The organism is Streptomyces sp. NPDC003027 (genome assembly GCF_053591435.1).
In genome coordinates, this window is sequence record NZ_JBSFTU010000029.1 from 1 (window position 1) to 16629 (window position 16629).

The following is a 16629-nucleotide window of genomic DNA, read 5'->3' on the forward strand; positions in this document are numbered from 1 at the left end:
CTGACCCCCGGCCCCCGACACGCCCGGCCCTTCCGGCGCCCCGCCCCCCGACACGCCCGGTCCTTCCGGCGCCCCGCCCCCGCCCGGCGTCGACCCTGAGCCCGTCCCCGCCGGACGACCGTCCGGGGCCCCTTCCTCATGTGTACGGGCGGTCAGCCCAGGCTCCTGTCGGCGTGCTTTCGGTGTGCTTGAGGTCCGCCCGGCGGGCGGGCGTCGGTGCGCGGCCGCGCCGCCGGGCGGAAGCCGGTGTCAGCCGCTCAGCTGCTGGTAGCGGCGGCGCAGTTCGGCCGCGCCCTGCTCCGTGAGGGTGCCGTGGAGCCGCATGCGGGCCACGCCGCCGTCGGGGAAGGCGTCGAGACGGACATGGGTGACGACGGCCCGCGCGGGGAGCTTGAAGCGGTGCGGGGTGTCGGGCTGGAGCCTGGTCCGGGGGATGATCTCGAACCATTCGCCGGCCTCGCCGTCGCGGCCCTGGAGGGCGATCCAGCCCGCCGAGTTGCCCTTGAGATAGGCGGTGTCGATCTCGACGGCGCGCACGGCGCCCTGGGCGGCGAGCCGGAAGCGGACCCAGTCGTTGGTTCCGCGGACCCGGCGGCGGCGGTTCTCCCAGCCGTCGTCCATCTTGCGGGAGGTACCGGGCAGGATGATCTGGGTCGGCGAGGAGTAGAACTTGTCCGACGCGTCCTCGTACACCCCGCCGTTGAGTACGGAGATCAGGTCGAGGGTGCCGAGCAGCTCCAGCCAGTCGGGGTCGGGCACGACCTCGCCGTGGACCCGGAGCCTGGCGATGCCGCCGTCGGGGTGCTGGCAGAGGCGGATGTGGGTCCAGCGCCGTTCGCAGCCGATCTCGAAGCCGTTGGCGGCGTGGCCACGGACGGGGGTGGGCGGGACGATCTCCTCCCACTTCACGTCGTCGGCGAGGAGCTGCTCGGGGCTCGGGGAACCTTCGACAGCGGTGGCCTGGATCGACACCCGCTGGGGGTAGTTGCCGCGGAAGTGGGCCGTGTCGACGACGATGCCCCGGATGACGCCGGGAGCGCCGAGGCGGACGATCGCCCAGTCGTGGTCCTCGGGGGCGGGGAAGACGTTCTCGGCGTCGGCGCCGCGGCGGCGCCGGGTCTCCCAGCCGTCCATGGTCTTTCCCTTGTGGCCGAAGCGCTCCGGGTCGAAGACGGCGCGCTCGCGGACGAGGAGGTTCTCGCGCTCGGCGAAGAACTCGTCGTTGGCGGCGACGACACCGGCGCCGAGACGGCGGTCGGCCAGGTCGACCAGCTCGGTGAAGGGGAAGTCACCGGTGCGGTAGTCGGCGTAGGGGTCACCGCCGCCGTAGGGGGCGGCGTCGTTGGCGTGCGGATCCTGGTCGTCGCTCGTCCGGAAGGTCATGCCCTGACCTTCCCGTGTCGGGAGCCCTCAGGTCCATCGAATGTTTTCGATGGGCGCTTTCAGTTCTACTGAACGGTTTCGCGGGCTGCCGCGGCCTGCCGGAGCGCCGTGAGGACCCGGGCGACGGCGGGGCCTTCCTCCGCTCCGCGCCGTACCGCCGCGACGACATGGCGGCGCGGCTGGTCGGCGGAGAGGACGCGCATGACGACGCCCGCGCGCCGTTCCGCGGAGGCCATGCGGGGCACGAGGGCGATTCCCATGCCGGCCTCGACCATGGCGAGGATCGCGGTCCAGCCCGCCGCGCTGTGCGCCTGCTCGGGCACGAAACCGGCGGCCTCGCAGGCGGCGGTGGTGATCTCGGACCAGGGTCCCGAGCCGCCGAAGATCCAGGGCTCGGCGGAGAGGTCCGCGAGCCGCAGCCCGGGTGCGCCGGCGAGCGGGTGCCCGGTGGGCAGGGCGATGTCGAGCGGGTCGGCGAGCAGGGGGACGCGGCTGAACTTGGGGTCGCGGACGGAGGGGGCGTGGGCGGCGAGCGAGAGCGCCAGGTCGACCTCGCCGGCGGTGAGCAGTTCGTACGCCTCCGCCGCCTCGGCCTCGCGGACGCGGACGCCGAGCCCGGGGTGGGCGGTCCGCAGGTGCTGGACGGCGGGGACGACGAGCGCGGGCACGGCCGTGGAGAACGCCGCGACCCGCACCTCGCCGGCCTCGCCGCGCAGATAGCCGTCGAGTTCGGCGTCGGCCCGCTCGAGTTGGGCGAAGACGGCCTCCGCGTGCCGGAGCACCAGATGGGCGGCGTCGGTCAGCCGGACCCGGCGGCCCTGTGCCTCCAGGAGCTGGACGCCGAGCTGCCTGGCCAGGTTGGTCAGCTGCTGGGAGACGGCCGAGGGGGTCATGAGCAGCGCCTCCGCGGTCGCGGTGACGGTGCCGCGATCACGGAGGGTACGGAGGATCTGGAGCTTCTTGATGTCCCACTCGGTCATGGGGCGCAACCTATCGGGCGGTCCGTCCGCCGTGGGCCGAGGCCAGGGCGACTCCCCCGAGGATGAGGGCCATGCAGGCCCCGCCGAGCAGGCCCAGCTCCTCGCCGAGGAGCAGGTACGAGAGCAGGGCGACACAGACGGGCTGGAGGTAGTAGACGGCTCCGGCGCGGGCGGCGCCGATCAGGGCGATGGCCTTGTTCCAGGCGAAGAAGGCGACGGCTGAGGAGAGGACGCCGACGTAGAGGAGGGGGCCGACCGTGCCGGTGGACGGCTCGAAGCCGCCTTGGAGGGCGAGGCTGATCGCGTACGCGGGGAGCAGCATCAGCGCGCCGAGCACGAAGGTGGTGAGGAGGAAGGCGAGGGGGTCGATCTCGGTGGGCTTGCGCTTGAGCAGGGCGCTGTAGGAGGCGAAGGAGAGGGCGGCCGCGAACATCCACAGGTCGCCGGCGGCCAGGTCGACCGTGAGCGAACCCCGGCCGACGAGCAGCAGCACCCCGAGGGCGGCGAGCAGCATCCCGGCGGTGCGGCGTGCGCCGAGGCGTTCGCCGCCGAGCCGGGAGAAGAGCGCCATGATCACGGGGGACGCGGCCATGATCATGCCCATGTTGGAGGCGGAGGTGGTCAGTCCGGCCTGGTGCACGAGGGTGTTGTAGAGGGCGATGCCGAACAGCGAGGCGAGGGCGACGAAGCCGAAGTGCCGGCGGAGGAGGGCTCGTTGGTTCCAGGTCCGCCGGGCCGCGAGCGGGGCGACGGCGAGGAGGGCGATGATCCAGCGCCAGAAGACGGCCTGCACGGGCGGGACGGAGTCGGCCATGTCCCGGGTGGCGACGAAGCTGCCGGACCAGACGACCGTGGCGACGAGCGCGAGGAGAAGGCCGAGGCCGGCCCCCCGCGCGAGGTTCTTCGCGGTGGCCGGCTCGTCGGTCGTTCTCGGTGCGGTCCGGACGCGGTCCAGGAGTGCCACGGTGGTCCCTTCTGTTGCGGTGGCCCTACCGTCGCACCCCGGAACTCTCCAGGTCCATCGAAAGTTTCTCAGCATTCCTTTCAGCTGAGCTGAATGATTCCCCCTCGTTCGCGGGCTTCGGGGTACGGGGACCCAGCTGGCCGGTCACGGTGGCACCGAAGGCGATCACCATGCCGAGCAGCTGCACCGGACCCAGGGCCTGGCCGAGCGCCGCCCAGCCGATGACGGCCGCGGTGATCGGCGAGAGCGGGCCGAGGAGGGTGGCGGAGGAGGCGTCCAGCCGCTCGATGCCCCGGAACCAGAGGAAGTAGGAGATGGCGGTGTTGCCGAACGCGAGGTAGGCGTAGCCGCCGAGGTTGGCCCCGGTGAGGGCCGGCGGGGCGCCCTCGACCAGGAACGCGACCGGCAGGATCATCAGGCCGCCCGCCGTGAGCTGCCAGCCGGTGAGCGCGAGGGCGCCGATGCCCTCGGGGCGGCCCCAGCGCTTGGTGAGGACCACACCCGCGGACATCGAGAGGGCGGAGAGGAGCCCGGCGGCCACGCCGACGAGGTCGAGGGCGGCCCCGGCCTTGAGCACGACGAGACTCACACCGAAGGCGGCGGCCACGGCCGTGAGCAGGGAGCGCACGGTGGGCTTGTCGCCGAGGAGCAGGGCGGCGAGGCCGACGACGAAGAGCGGGCCGACGGAGGCGACGACCGCGGCGACGCCGCCGGGGAGCCGGTACGCGGCGAGGAAGAGCAGCGGGAAGAAGGCGCCGATGTTGAGGCCGCCGAGGATCACCGCCTTCCACCACCACGCGCCCGTCGGGAGCTTGCGGGTGACCGCCAGGAGCAGGAGTCCGGCGGGCAGGGCGCGCATCAGCCCGGTGAAGAGCGGCCGGTCGGGTGGCAGGAACTCGGTGGTGACGTAGTAGGTGGAGCCCCAGGAGATGGGGGCGAGGGCGGTGAGCGCGACGACGGCGGCCTTGCGGGACATGACGGTTCCCCCCTGATCCGGAGTGCCGGGGCTCCGGCCCCCGAGGGACCCGGACCACTTGGCTTGGCGGTAATTAACTTAGCACTAAGCTACTTACTTGCAAGTGGCTTTCTTGTCATCGAGCGGAAAGAGGGAGGAGACTGACGCCATGGAGAAGCACACCCCGGGTCCCGGCCCCGCCCACGACCCCGTCGACGCGATCATCGACCAGTGGGCGGCCGTCCGGCCCGATCTGGAGACCCTCCCGATGGCCGTCTTCGGGCGGATCTACCGGCTGGCCGCCGCCATGCGCGGACGGGTCGAGAAGGCGTACGCGCCGTACGGCATGGGGCTCGGCGAGTTCGACGTGCTCGGCACCCTGCGCAGGTCCGGGGAGCCGTACACGCTCTCACCGCGCGAGCTGGCCGCCACGCTGATGATCACCACCGGCGGGATGACCGGCCGGCTGGACAAGCTGGAGAAGGCCGGACTGCTCAGCCGCAGCCCCGACCCGAACGACCGGCGCGGGCTGCGGGTCACCCTGAGCGAGCACGCCCGGGAGCTGGTGGACGAGGCCGTCGGGGCCGGTCTCGCCCAGCAGCGGGCGGCCCTCGAGTCCGCACTCACCGAGGAGGAGGCGGAGCAGCTGGCCGGGCTGCTGCGCAAGCTGCTCGCGACCACGGCCTGAACGCACAACGAGCGCCGCAGGCCCGGAACGCACGCGAGGGCGCCGTACGGCCTGAACGCACGCGAGGGCGCCGCACGGTTCGCGTACCGTGCGGCGCCCTCGCGGGAACGTCGAGGAGGCGGTCAGGCCTTCTTGGACTTGTCGAGCACCATGACCAGACCGGCGATCACCAGGAACAGCACGATCGGTGCCGCCACGTACAGGCCGAGCGTCTCGACGACACTCAGCTTGGGGGCCGGGTCGTCACCGTCGTCGCGGGTGAGCGCGAGCGCGGGGGACGACATGAGCAGCATCATCAGCGTCGTACCGGCCGCGACAGCACCGGCGCGCAGGGCGTTCTTCTTGTCCACGGTGCAAACGTAGCGAACGCCTAAACGGGCCGCGCGCCCGGGGGTGCCGTACGGGCGCCGAACACGCTGAGCAGCCGGTGCAGCCGCGGTGAGGCGGCGAGCTGCTCCAGGCTGAGCGGCTGTCCGTCCGGACCGGCGACCGGCAGCCGCCAGTTGGGGTACTGGTCCCAGGTCCCCGGCAGGTTCTGCGGGCGCCGGTCCCCCACCGCGTCCGGCAGCCACACCCCCACCATCCGGGCCGGGGTGCGCAGCAGGAACCGGTGCACCGCCCTGATCTCCGCCTCCTCGTCCCCCGGGCCCTCCGGGAGCAGCCCGAGCCGCTCCAGCACGCGGAGCCACTCGCGGGTCTCGGCCGCGTCCCGGCTCCGTTCGCGCTCCAGGTCCCCGGTGAGCAGACCGAGACGGTGGCGCAGCGCCACATGGTCGCCGCTGAGGCGGGCGGCGGTCGAGGGCAGGTCGTGCGTGGTGGCGGTGGCCACGCAGTCGGCGCGCCACGCCTCGGGCGGCAGCGGGCGGCCCGTGCCGGCCCAGTCCCGCTCGAACCAGAGCACGGACGTGCCGAGGACCCCGCGCCGGGACAGCCGCTCGCGTACGCCCGGCTCGACGGTGCCGAGATCCTCGCCGATCACGACGGCGCCGGCCCGGTGGGCCTCCAGGCAGAGGACGGCGAGCATGGCCTCGGCGTCGTAGCGGACGTAGGTGCCCTCGGTGGGCTCGCGTCCCTCGGGGACCCACCAGAGCCGGAACAGGCCCATCACATGGTCGATGCGCAGGGCGCCCGCGTGGCGCAGGAGCTCCTTCAGGAGCCTGCGGTAGGGGGCGTAGCCGGAGGCGGCCAGGGCGTCGGGGCGCCAGGGCGGCAGCCCCCAGTCCTGACCGAGGGCGTTGAACGCGTCGGGCGGGGCGCCGACCGACATGCCCGCGGCGAAGGCGTCCTGCTGGGCCCAGGCGTCGGAACCGTCGGGATGGACGCCCACCGCGAGGTCGTGGACGACACCGATGTCCATGCCGGCCTCGCCGGCCGCCGCGCTCGCGGCGGCCAGCTGGCGGTCCGTCAGCCAGGCGAGCCAGCAGTGGAAGTCGATCCGGTCGAGCAGCCCGGTGCCCGGCCCCGTGCCCGCGCGGACCGCCGCCTCGGCGGAGCGCGGCTCCCGCAGCTCCTGCGGCCAGGTGCGCCAGTGGTGACCGTGGCGCTCGGCGAGCGCGCAGTAGGTCGCGTGATCCTCCAGGGCCCGGCCGCGCTCGGCCAGGAAGTCGCGGTAGTCGGCGCGTCTGCCGGGGCCGAGCTCCACGGTCCTGATGAGCTCCAGGGCGCGCCGCTTGACCTCCCACACCGCGTCCCGGTCGATCAGGGCCCCCTTGCGCAGGACCCGTTCGCGCAGCTCGGCGGCGTCGGTCAGGACGGAGTCGAGTTCGGCCCGGTATTCGGGGGCCACGTGCGCGTACTCGGGGATGTCCTCGATCCGCAGATGGACGGGGTCGGGGAAGCGGCGCGAGGACGGGCGATACGGAGAGGGGTCGGTGGGCGCCCCGGGCACGGCCGCGTGCAGCGGGTTGACCTGGACGAACCCGGCGCCGTGCGTCCGGCCCGCCCAGGTGGCGAGCTCCCGCAGGTCGCCGAGGTCGCCCATGCCCCAGGAGCGGTTGGACAGCACGGAGTACAGCTGGACGAGCAGGCCGAAGGACCGCCGCTCCGGGCGGGGCACGCGCGCGGGGGCGACGATCAGCGTGCTCCGTCCGCCGCGCCCCTCGGGGGCGACGGCGTCGACCGTGTGGACGCCGGGCGGCAGCCGGTCCCAGTCCTCGCCCTCCACCACGTCGCCCGACTCGGTCGTGACCCTCAGCCGGGTTCCGGGCGGCAGCTCCTCGGGCGGGCGCACCGGGCCCGCGGGGTCCTCCCGCCAGCGCACCAGGGTGGCGGGCAGCAGGCGCTCCCGCTCGGCCCGCCGGGCCGTCTCGAGCGCGGCGTCGACCGCCTCCGGCGTGGAGGCGTCGACGTCCAGGGCGCCGAGCACGGCCACGACCGTGGCGTCGGGCACCCGGACGGTGACGCCCTCGGAGGGCTCGTACTCGGTGGCGACGCCGTGGAGGGCGGCGAGGCGGGCCAGGGTCACTTCACGCTCCGGGGGCTCGGGGGCCACGAGGCCCAGGGGGAGTCACACTCCTGGGGACTCCGTGCCGCCCGCGGTGCCCGGGGCGGTGGGTTCGCTGGTCAGGGGGGCCGCGTCGGTCAGGGGCGGCTCGCTGGTGAGGGGTGCGGCGTCGGCGAGCGGGGGTTCGCTGGTCAGCGGACCCGGGATCAGGAGGGGTATCTGTTTGGAGCGGGCGATCGTCACGTAGGCGTGGGGGGTGGACACGGACATGGGGGCTCCCGTTGCGTCTCGACAGGGGGGACAACGACTGAGCCCTACCCAGCCCCACCCGTTTTACCGGCCCGACTTGGCGAAGGGGTGCCACCCCGCCGGGCAAAGCAGACACATCGACCATGCGCATTGACACCTCAGCCGGACGGGTGGTGGGCTCGTAACCCACTCGTGACCAAAGGAGTCCCACGTGCACCTCGGGCGCAGGAAGCGGACCGCGTCGGCCGTGGCCGCCGCGGTGATCGGTGGTCTCCTCGGCGGCGGCCTGCCGGGTCTGGCCCAGGCCGCGCCGGTCTCCCCCCTCACCGCCCCCGACCAGCGGCGGGCCCTGCCCTCGGTGTGGCCGCGTCCGCAGTCCCTGGAGGGCGCGGGTCCCTCGGTGCCGCTGGGCGAGCAGGTGACGCTGATCACGGACGCGGACGCCGATCCGTACGCGGTCGCGGCGCTGCGCGAGGTGCTGCGGGCGGCGGGCGTACGGACCGTCCACACGTCCCTGCCCGGCGGCGGGACCGTGATTCGCGCGGGCTCGGCCTCCTCCGGCGCGGCCCTGCGGGCGCTGCGCGTGCCCGAGCGGGCCGATCTGCCGCGCGGCGGCTACCGGCTCGCGACCGGGCGGGTCCAGGGCCGGGACACGGTCGCGCTCGACGGTGTCGGCGAGGACGGCCTCTTCCACGCCGTCCAGACGCTGCGTCAGCTCGTCGGCGAGGGGCGCGAGGTCCCGGGCGTGGTCGTGCGCGACTGGCCCGGCACCGCCGTACGCGGGCTCACCGAGGGCTTCTACGGCCGCCCCTGGAGCCTGGACCAGCGCCTGGCCCACCTCGACTTCATGGGCCGCACCAAGCAGAACCGCTACCTCTACGCCCCGGGGGACGACCCCTACCGCCAGACGCAGTGGCGCGACCCCTACCCGGCCGACCAGCGCGCCGGGTTCCGCGCGCTCGCCGAGCGGGCCCGCGCCAACCATGTGACCCTCGCCTGGGCCGTGGCGCCCGCCCAGTCCATGTGCCTGGCGTCGGACGACGACGTCACGGCGCTGCTTCGCAAGATCGACTCGATGTGGGCGCTCGGCGTGCGCTCCTTCCAGCTCCAGTTCCAGGACGTCAGCTACAGCGAGTGGCACTGCGGGAAGGACGCGGACACCTTCGGACGCGGGCCCCGGGCGGCGGCCACCGCCCACGCGCGCGTGGCGGGCGCCGTGGACCGGCATCTGGCCGCGCGGTATCCGGACGCCGAGCCGCTGACCCTGATGCCGACCGAGTACTACCAGGACGGCGCCACGGAGTACCGCACGGCCCTCGCGGCCGCGCTGGACGACCGGGTACGCGTGGCCTGGACGGGCGTGGGGGTCGTGCCGCGCACGATCACCGGGCGCGAACTGGCCGGTGCGCGCGGGGTGTTCCGTCATCCGCTGGTGACCATGGACAACTACCCGGTGAACGACTACGCCCAGGACCGGCTCTTCCTCGGCCCCTACACGGGCCGCGAGCCGGCCGTGGCGGCCGGATCCGCCGCGCTCCTCACCAACGCCATGGAGCAGGCCGCGGTCTCCCGCATCCCGCTGTTCACCGCCGCCGACTACGCCTGGAACCCGAAGGGCTACCGGCCGCAGGAGTCCTGGCGGGCCGCCGTCGCGGAGCTGGCCGGGCCGGACCCCGCGGCGCGCGCCGCGCTGTGGGCGCTGGCCGGGAACGACGCCTCCTCGCTGCTCGACCCGGACGGCGAGTCGGCGTATCTCAAACCGCTGATGGCCGCCTTCTGGAACAGCCGGACGGCCTCCGACCCGGCGGCACGGGAGAAGGCGGCGCGCGAACTGCGGGCGGCGTTCACGGTGATGCGGGAGGCCCCCGGACGGTTGGCCGCGACGGCCGACGGCGCGCTGGACGACGAGGCCCGGCCGTGGCTGGAGCAGCTGTCGCGGTACGGCCTGGCCGGCGAGACGGCGGTCGACATGCTGCTGGCCCAGGCCCGTGGCGACGGGGCGACGGCCTGGCGGTCCCAGCTGCGCCTGGAGCCGCTGCGCGAGGCCGTGGGGTCGAGCGAGGTGACGGTCGGCAAGGGCGTCCTCGATCCGTTCCTCACCCGCGCGGTGGCCGAGTCGGCGGCCTGGACGGGCGCGGACCGGGCGGGGCGGGCCGGGCGGCCGGCGGACCGGGCGCCGGACTCGTACACCGTCCGGCTCGACCGTGCCCGGCCCCTGGAGACCGTGACCGCGATGACCGAGCCGGGCGCGGCCGCGGGAGGGCACGCGCGCGTGGAGGCGCACGTCCCCGGCGAGGGCTGGCGGACGCTCGGCCCGCTGTCCGGGTCCGGCTACACCCAGACGGAGCTCAAGGGGCTGCGGGCGGACGCCGTGCGGATCGCGTGGAGCGGTACGGCTCCGCGTGTCCGGTCCCTGGTGCCGTGGTTCGCCGACGAACCGCGCGCCGAACTGGAGCTCGCCCGCGCCGAGACGGACGCCGAGATCGGCGGTCCCGCGCAGCGGGTCGACATCCGGCTGGCTCCCCGGCGGGCCGGGGAGGTGCGCGGGGCGCTGACCGCGAAGGCGCCGAAGGGCATCGAGGTGCGGCTGCCGAAGGAGATCCGGTTGCCGCGCGGCACGCGCGCGACGGTGCCCGTGCGGGTGTCGGTGGCGGCGGACGTGCCGGCGGGCTCCTACCGGGTGCCGGTGAGCTTCGCCGGCGAGGAGCGGGTGCTCACGGTCCGCGCCTTCCCGCGCACGGCGGGACCCGATCTGGCGCGGACGGCGAAGGCGTCGTCCTCGGGCGACGAGACCCCCGACTTCCCGGCCGCCTCGGCCGTGGACGGCGACCCGGCCACCCGCTGGTCCTCCGAGGCGGAGGACGGAGCCTGGTGGCAGCTGGAGCTCCCGCGGCCCGCCCGGATAGGACAGGTGGTCCTGCACTGGCAGGACGCGTACGCCTCCCGCTACCGCGTCCAGGTCTCCGCCGACGGCCGGACCTGGCGGACCGCCGCCACGGTGGCCGACGGACGCGGGGGCCGCGAGTCGGTCCGTATGGACGCGGCGGACACCCGCTTCCTGCGCGTGCAGGGCGACGCGCGGGCGACGGAGTACGGCTACTCCCTCTGGACGGTGGAGACCTACGCGGTCGCCCCGCCGAAGCGGTCCGGGAAGCCGGCGGACCCCGGCGGGGCGGGACGACCGGAGCAGCCGCGGCAGCCCGAGGAGCCGCCGCGACCCGGGGAGTAGGACCCCTCGCACCGGCGGCCCGCCCGCGGAGTCGCCCCCGGTCAGCCCGTCCGCACGGCCCCCGTGGGGGCCTGGGAGACGGCGTCGATCCGGGCCATCACGTCGTCGGCGCCGTACGGCTGGAGGTAGGGCAGCCAGCGCGGGTCCCGGTGCCCGGTCCCGATGATCCGCCACGCCAGGCCGGTCGGCGGCGCGGGCTGGTGGCGCAGGCGCCAGCCCAGCTCCCGCAGATGCCGGTCGGCCTTCACGTGGTTGCAGCGGCGGCAGGCCGCCACGACGTTGTCCCAGGCGTGCGTGCCCCCGCGGCTGCGCGGAACGACGTGGTCGACGCTGGTTGCGACGCCACCGCAGTACATGCAGCGTCCGCCGTCGCGGGCGAAGAGCGCTCTACGGGTCAGAGGAACGGGCCCCCGGTAGGGGACCCGCACGAACCGCTTCAGCCGGACCACGCTGGGTGCCGGGATGACGCGGGTCTCGCTGTGCAGGAAGGCGCCGGACTCCTCGAGGCACAGTGCCTTGTTCTCGAGGACGAGGACGAGCGCGCGGCGGAGCGGTACGACGCCGAGGGGCTCGTACGACGCGTTGAGGACCAGGACATGCGGCACGGATGCCTCCTAATACGCCGGCGGCGCGTGGCTCGCGCCGGGACGAACTGCTCTCAGTCTCTCCTCATGCCTGGTCGGAACGCCACCATGCGGCCGTAACGGGCTCGGGGTGTTCTCGACCACAACGGCATCGTCTCCGGAGTGTTTCCCACGTGAGGTCGGTCTCTCCCTCGAACAGGGCAAGGGGAGCACTCGGATGCCCCGTTAGTGTGGATGGTCTGCGTACGTGATGCCTGGAGGTCTCTGTCGTGTCCTGGTCCGCCCTGGTGGCCGCCGCCGATCCGCAGCCTGTTCCGGTGACCCTGGACGAGGCCGCGCAGAAGGCGACGAACGCCGCAGGCTGGGTGGAGGAGAACTGGTCCACCTGGCTCAACACCGGTCTGCGCATTCTCCTCATCCTCGTCGTCGCCCTGCTGCTGCGGATGGCGATCCGCCGTGCCCTGACCAAGCTGATAGAGCGGATGAACCGCTCGGCCCAGGCGGTGGAGGGCACCGCGCTCGGCGGGCTGCTCGTCAACGCCGAGCGGCGCCGGCAGCGCTCCGAGGCGATCGGCTCGGTGCTGCGTTCGGTCGCGTCGTTCGTGATCCTGGGCACGGCCGGTCTGATGATCCTGGGCGCCTTCCAGATCGATCTGGCCCCGCTGCTCGCGTCGGCCGGTGTCGCGGGTGTGGCGATCGGTTTCGGTGCCAGGAACCTCGTGACGGACTTCCTCTCCGGTGTCTTCATGATCCTGGAGGACCAGTACGGCGTCGGTGACTCGGTCGACGCGGGCGTGGCCTCCGGCGAGGTCATCGAGGTCGGTCTGCGGGTGACGAAGCTGCGCGGCGACAACGGCGAGATCTGGTACGTGCGCAACGGCGAGATCAAACGGATCGGCAACCTCAGCCAGGGCTGGGCGACGGCGGCGGTCGATGTCGCCGTCCGCCCGACCGAGGACCTGGACCGCGTCCGCGCGGTGATCAGCGAGGCCACCGAGGCCATGGCCAAGGAAGAGCCGTGGAACGAGCGGCTGTGGGGGCCGGTCGAGATCCTCGGCCTCAACGAGGTGCTGCTGGATTCGATGACGATCCGGGTCGCGGCGAAGACGATGCCGGGCAAGGCCCTGGGGGTCGAGCGCGAGCTGCGCTGGCGGATCAAGCGGGCCCTGGACGAGGCCGGCATCCGTATCGTCGGCGGCGTCCCGGCGCAGAGCGAGGAGTCCGCGGCGGACCCGACCGCCGGCATGGCGGCGCCCTCGGCGTTCGCCTCCGCGACCTCCCCGCAGTCGGCGGCGGCCACGCCGATCCCGCCGTCCTCGCCGAACCTCTCGAAGTAACGCTCGCCCCGCTCCGCGACGCCCCCGCAGGTAACGCTTTGGTTGCCTTCGGGGGCGTCGTGCGTTCCGGGGTATTGACGCCCCGCCGACGCCCGTCCTACGGTCCTCCCACCGAATAGGAAACTTTCCTAACAGAGCCGCTCGGCTCAGTTGGGAGACCGGGCCGCGGGGCATCAGAATGGGCCCCCGACCAGAGCCGAAGGGCAGGTGCATCCGTCATGGCCGGTACGACCCCGGGAACCCCCGGTACCCCCCGCGTGCTGCGCGCCATGAACGACCGGGCCGCCCTCGATCTCCTGCTGGAGCACGGCACCCTGTCCCGGACCCGGATCGGCAAGCTCACCGGGCTCTCCAAGCCGACCGCCTCGCAGCTGCTCGCCCGCCTCGAGGCCGCCGGGCTCGTCGTCGCCACCGGCACCACGGCGGGCCGGCCGGGACCCAGCGCCCAGCTGTACGCGGTCAACGCTCGGGCCGCCTTCGCCGCCGGACTCGACGTGACCCCGCACCGCATCCGCGCCGCCGTCGCCGACATCACCGGCGAGGTCGTCGGCGAGTTCGAGCTGGCGACCCCGGGCCGGGCCGCGGAAGGCGTCGTACGGCAGGTCACCACCGCCCTCGACGGCGCCGCCAAGGACGCCGGGATCACCCGGTCCGAGGTGCACCGGCTCGTCATCGGCACCCCCGGCGCCTTCGACCCGGCCACCGGACGGCTGCGGTACGCCTCCCATCTGCCCGGCTGGCACTCCCCCACCCTCCTGGAGGAGCTGGCCGCCGTCCTCCCGATGCCGTTCGAGTACGAGAACGACGTCAACCTCGCCGCCGTCGCCGAACAGCGCCTCGGCGCCGCTCGGGGCCACGACGACTTCGTGCTGCTGTGGAACGAGGAGGGTCTCGGCGCCGCCCTCGTCCTCGGCGGCCGTCTCCACCGCGGCTTCACCGGCGGCGCCGGCGAGGTCGGCTTCCTGCCCGTGCCGGGCACCCCGCTCGTACGGAAGGTGACCAAGGCCAACTCCGGCGGCTTCCAGGAGCTCGCGGGCGTCCAGGCGGTCCCCCGGATCGCCCGGGACCTCGGCATCGACACCGTCGAGCAGCCGTACGTCCCCACCGCGTCGGCGCTGCTCTCCCACGCCGCCGTCCACCATGCCGCCGACCCGCGCCACGCCGCGCTCCTCGACCGGTACGCCGAGCGGCTGGCCACCGGTCTCGCCTCACTCGTCGCCGTACTCGACCCCGAACTCATCGTCCTCTCCGGCGCCGTGACCGTCGCCGGCGGGGAGCCCCTGCGCGAGCGCGTCCAGTCCGAACTGGCCGAGCTCGCCGCGTCCCGGCCCCGGCTCGTCCTCGGAGCCGTACACCGCCACCCCGTGCTGCGCGGCGCGCTCGAACGCGCCCTCGCCGCCACCCGCGACGAGGTCTTCGACACCTCGCGCTAGCCCCGCCCCGTCCCGCCGGCACTCTCCGCCACCGCCCTCCGCCCCAGGGAGACTTCGCCATGCCCGTACGCCCCCGCAGAGCCGCGATCGCGCTCGCCGCCACCGCCTCCATGGCCGTCCTCGCCTCCGCCTGTACGGGCTCCGCGGGCAACGGCGCGAGCGACGACCCGAACGCGAAGACGACGATCACCTTCTGGCACGGCTGGTCGGCGCCGGCCGAGGTCAAGGCGATCCAGGACAACGTCGACCGGTTCGAGAAGGCCCACCCGAACATCACGGTGAAGGTCGTCGGCAACATCAACGACGACAAGCTCAACCAGGCGCTGCGCGCGGGCGGCTCGAACGGGCCGGACGTCGTCTCCTCCTTCACCACGGCCAACGTCGGCAAGTTCTGCGCCTCGGGCGCGCTCGCCGATCTCAAGCCGTTCATCGAGAAGGACGGGCTCGACCTCGACAAGATCTTCCCGAAGGTCCTCCAGCAGTACACCCAGTTCGAGGGCGTGCGCTGTGCCCTGCCGCTGCTCTCCGACGCGTACGGGCTCTACTACAACAAGGACGCGTTCAGGGCGGCCGGGCTCGACCCCGACGCCCCGCCGAAGACCTGGTCGCAGTTCACCCAGGTCGCCAAGAAGCTGACGAAGCCCAAGGGCGACTCGTACGAGCAGCTCGGCTTCATGCCGAACTACCTCGGCTACGAGACCGCCGTGAGCCACTACATGTCGCAGTGGGACCACAGCTACTTCGACGCGGACGGCAAGTCGAACATCGCCAAGGACCCGGCGTTCGCCGAGATGATGACGTACCAGAAGTCGCTGGTCGACGCGCTCGGCGGCTTCCGGAAGCTGGACAGGTACCGCACGACCTTCGGTGACGAGTGGGGCGCCAAGCACCCCTTCCACACCGGACAGGTCGCCATGCAGCTCGACGGCGAGTGGCGGCTGAACTTCATCGAGGACGCCAAGCCCGGCTTCGAGGTCGGCGTCGCGCCGCTGCCGGTCGCCGACGACGAGGTGGCCGAGTACGGCAAGGGCTACCTCTCCGGCACGATCATGGGCATCGCCCCGCGGAGCACGAAGCAGAACGCCGCCTGGCAGCTGGTGAAGTACATGACCACCGACACCGAGGCCGTGGTGGACTTCGCCAACGACATCGGCAACGTGCCCTCCACCCTGGAGGCGCTGAAGTCCCCGAAGCTGGCGTTCGACCCGCGCTTCAAGACCTTCCTGGACATCGCCCAGCACCCCGCGTCGACCACGTCGGACGGCGCGGTGAACGGCTCCACGTACCAGGACACCCTCCAGGACTTCGCCCAGAAGTACGAGAAGGGCCAGGTCACGGACTTGAAGAAGGGCCTTGAGGAGACCGCTGCCCAGATCGACCGCGACATCGCCCAGGCGAAGTAGAACCGGGACCGGTACCTCATGTCCTCCGACACCCTCGACCGGCGCCGGGCGGCGCTGCGGTCGAAGCGCCTGCGCCACGCGCTGCGCACCGCGGCGTTCATGTCGCCCTGGCTGATCGGATTCGGCGTCTTCTTCGCCTATCCGCTCCTGTCGACCGTCTACTTCTCGTTCATGAAGTACGACGGCCTGAACCCGCCGACGTGGCGGGGCACGGACAACTGGACGTACGTCTTCTCGGACCTGCCGAAGTTCTGGCCGGCGATGGGGAACACCCTCTGGCTGGCCGTCGTCATGGTCGCCTGCCGGGTGGTGTTCGGCCTCGGCGTCGGCATGCTGATCACCAAGATCAAGACGGGGGTCGGGGTCTTCCGCACCCTCTTCTACCTGCCGTACCTGGCCCCGCCGGTGGCCGCCACGCTGGCCTTCGTCTTCCTGCTCAACCCCGGCACCGGACCGGTCAACTCGCTCCTGGAGGCGGTCGGCATCCCCGCCCCCTCCTGGTTCAACGACGCCGACTGGGCCAAGCCGGCCCTGACCGTCCTCGCCGTGTGGGGCGTCGGCGACCTCATGGTCATCTTCATGGCGGCACTGCTCGACGTACCGAAGGAGCAGTACGAGGCCGCCGAGCTGGACGGGGCCTCGGCCTGGCAGCGGTTCCGCTACGTCACCCTGCCGAACATCTCGCCGATCGTGCTCTTCGCGGTCGTCACCGGGGTCATCGGCGCGATGCAGTACTACACCCAGCCGATCGTCGCGGCGAAGGTCGCCTCCGGCAACATGGGCGGCTCCGGCCGGACCTTCGAGCCGGGCTACCCGGACGACTCCACGCTCACCCTCCCGCAGCTCGTCCACAACCTCGGCTTCGGCCGCTTCGACTACGGCGCGGCCTGCGTCGTGGCCCTCGTCCTGTTCGCCCTCTCCATGGCCTTCACCGCGCTGCTGATGCGCCGGCGCGGCGGCCTGATCGGCTCGGGTGACTGA

At 73.2% G+C, this 16629-nt stretch carries 14 protein-coding genes; 6 read left to right on the plus strand and 8 right to left on the minus strand.

Annotation, left to right across the window (positions count from 1 at the left end; translation table 11 throughout):
- Positions 1-249 precede the first annotated feature (249 nt).
- The 4 genes from alc to ACWDX6_RS20795 all read right to left on the minus strand — a co-directional run bounded on the left by alc (position 250) and on the right by ACWDX6_RS20795 (position 4303).
- Positions 250-1383 carry an allantoicase gene (gene alc, locus ACWDX6_RS20780; protein WP_451486361.1) on the minus strand — a complete coding sequence of 378 codons (1134 nt, stop codon included), beginning with the start codon at positions 1381-1383 and terminating at the stop codon, positions 250-252.
- A gap of 65 nt (positions 1384-1448) precedes the next feature.
- The gene (locus ACWDX6_RS20785; protein WP_451486362.1) at positions 1449-2363 is read right to left on the minus strand and encodes a LysR family transcriptional regulator; all 915 of its coding nucleotides are present in this window, start codon (positions 2361-2363) and stop codon (positions 1449-1451) included.
- A 10-nt stretch (positions 2364-2373) separates the two neighbouring features.
- Positions 2374-3327, minus strand: coding sequence for a DMT family transporter (locus tag ACWDX6_RS20790; protein WP_451486363.1), 954 nt, complete (start codon positions 3325-3327; stop codon positions 2374-2376).
- A gap of 25 nt (positions 3328-3352) precedes the next feature.
- Positions 3353-4303 (minus strand): EamA family transporter, encoded by a 951-nt coding sequence (locus tag ACWDX6_RS20795; protein WP_451486364.1) that lies wholly within the window; start codon positions 4301-4303, stop codon positions 3353-3355.
- A gap of 148 nt (positions 4304-4451) precedes the next feature.
- Between ACWDX6_RS20795 and ACWDX6_RS20800 the strand changes: the two genes are divergently transcribed.
- The gene (locus tag ACWDX6_RS20800; RefSeq protein WP_451486365.1) at positions 4452-4970 is read left to right on the plus strand and encodes a MarR family winged helix-turn-helix transcriptional regulator; all 519 of its coding nucleotides are present in this window, start codon (positions 4452-4454) and stop codon (positions 4968-4970) included.
- A gap of 122 nt (positions 4971-5092) precedes the next feature.
- On the opposite strand, the gene ACWDX6_RS20805 is transcribed toward ACWDX6_RS20800, so the two are convergent.
- Genes ACWDX6_RS20805 through ACWDX6_RS20815 form a run of 3 tightly spaced genes read right to left on the minus strand, consistent with a single transcriptional unit; the run spans position 5093 to position 7683 of the window.
- Positions 5093-5320 carry a hypothetical protein gene (locus ACWDX6_RS20805; protein WP_315893271.1) on the minus strand — a complete coding sequence of 76 codons (228 nt, stop codon included), beginning with the start codon at positions 5318-5320 and terminating at the stop codon, positions 5093-5095.
- A 20-nt stretch (positions 5321-5340) separates the two neighbouring features.
- Positions 5341-7434, minus strand: a complete 2094-nt coding sequence (gene malQ, locus ACWDX6_RS20810) for a 4-alpha-glucanotransferase (RefSeq protein WP_451486425.1) — start codon at positions 7432-7434, stop codon at positions 5341-5343.
- Positions 7435-7476: 42 nt separating this feature from the next.
- Positions 7477-7683 (minus strand): hypothetical protein, encoded by a 207-nt coding sequence (locus ACWDX6_RS20815; RefSeq protein ID WP_451486366.1) that lies wholly within the window; start codon positions 7681-7683, stop codon positions 7477-7479.
- A gap of 190 nt (positions 7684-7873) precedes the next feature.
- On the opposite strand from ACWDX6_RS20815, the gene ACWDX6_RS20820 reads away from it, so the two are divergent.
- Positions 7874-10891, plus strand: coding sequence for a beta-N-acetylglucosaminidase domain-containing protein (locus ACWDX6_RS20820; protein WP_451486367.1), 3018 nt, complete (start codon positions 7874-7876; stop codon positions 10889-10891).
- Positions 10892-10932: 41 nt separating this feature from the next.
- On the opposite strand, the gene ACWDX6_RS20825 is transcribed toward ACWDX6_RS20820, so the two are convergent.
- Positions 10933-11496 (minus strand): HNH endonuclease, encoded by a 564-nt coding sequence (locus tag ACWDX6_RS20825; protein ID WP_451486368.1) that lies wholly within the window; start codon positions 11494-11496, stop codon positions 10933-10935.
- Between the two features lie 248 nt (positions 11497-11744).
- On the opposite strand from ACWDX6_RS20825, the gene ACWDX6_RS20830 reads away from it, so the two are divergent.
- From ACWDX6_RS20830 to ACWDX6_RS20845, 4 genes are all read left to right on the plus strand, one after another.
- Positions 11745-12812, plus strand: a complete 1068-nt coding sequence (locus ACWDX6_RS20830) for a mechanosensitive ion channel family protein (protein WP_451486369.1) — start codon at positions 11745-11747, stop codon at positions 12810-12812.
- Positions 12813-13030: 218 nt separating this feature from the next.
- Positions 13031-14245: an ROK family transcriptional regulator gene (locus ACWDX6_RS20835; RefSeq protein ID WP_451486370.1), complete on the plus strand. Its 1215-nt coding sequence runs from the start codon at positions 13031-13033 to the stop codon at positions 14243-14245.
- A 59-nt stretch (positions 14246-14304) separates the two neighbouring features.
- Entirely contained in the window at positions 14305-15648 is a 1344-nt protein-coding gene (locus ACWDX6_RS20840) for an ABC transporter substrate-binding protein (RefSeq protein WP_451486371.1), read from the plus strand.
- Between the two features lie 18 nt (positions 15649-15666).
- Positions 15667-16629 carry a carbohydrate ABC transporter permease gene (locus ACWDX6_RS20845; protein ID WP_451486372.1) on the plus strand — a complete coding sequence of 321 codons (963 nt, stop codon included), beginning with the start codon at positions 15667-15669 and terminating at the stop codon, positions 16627-16629.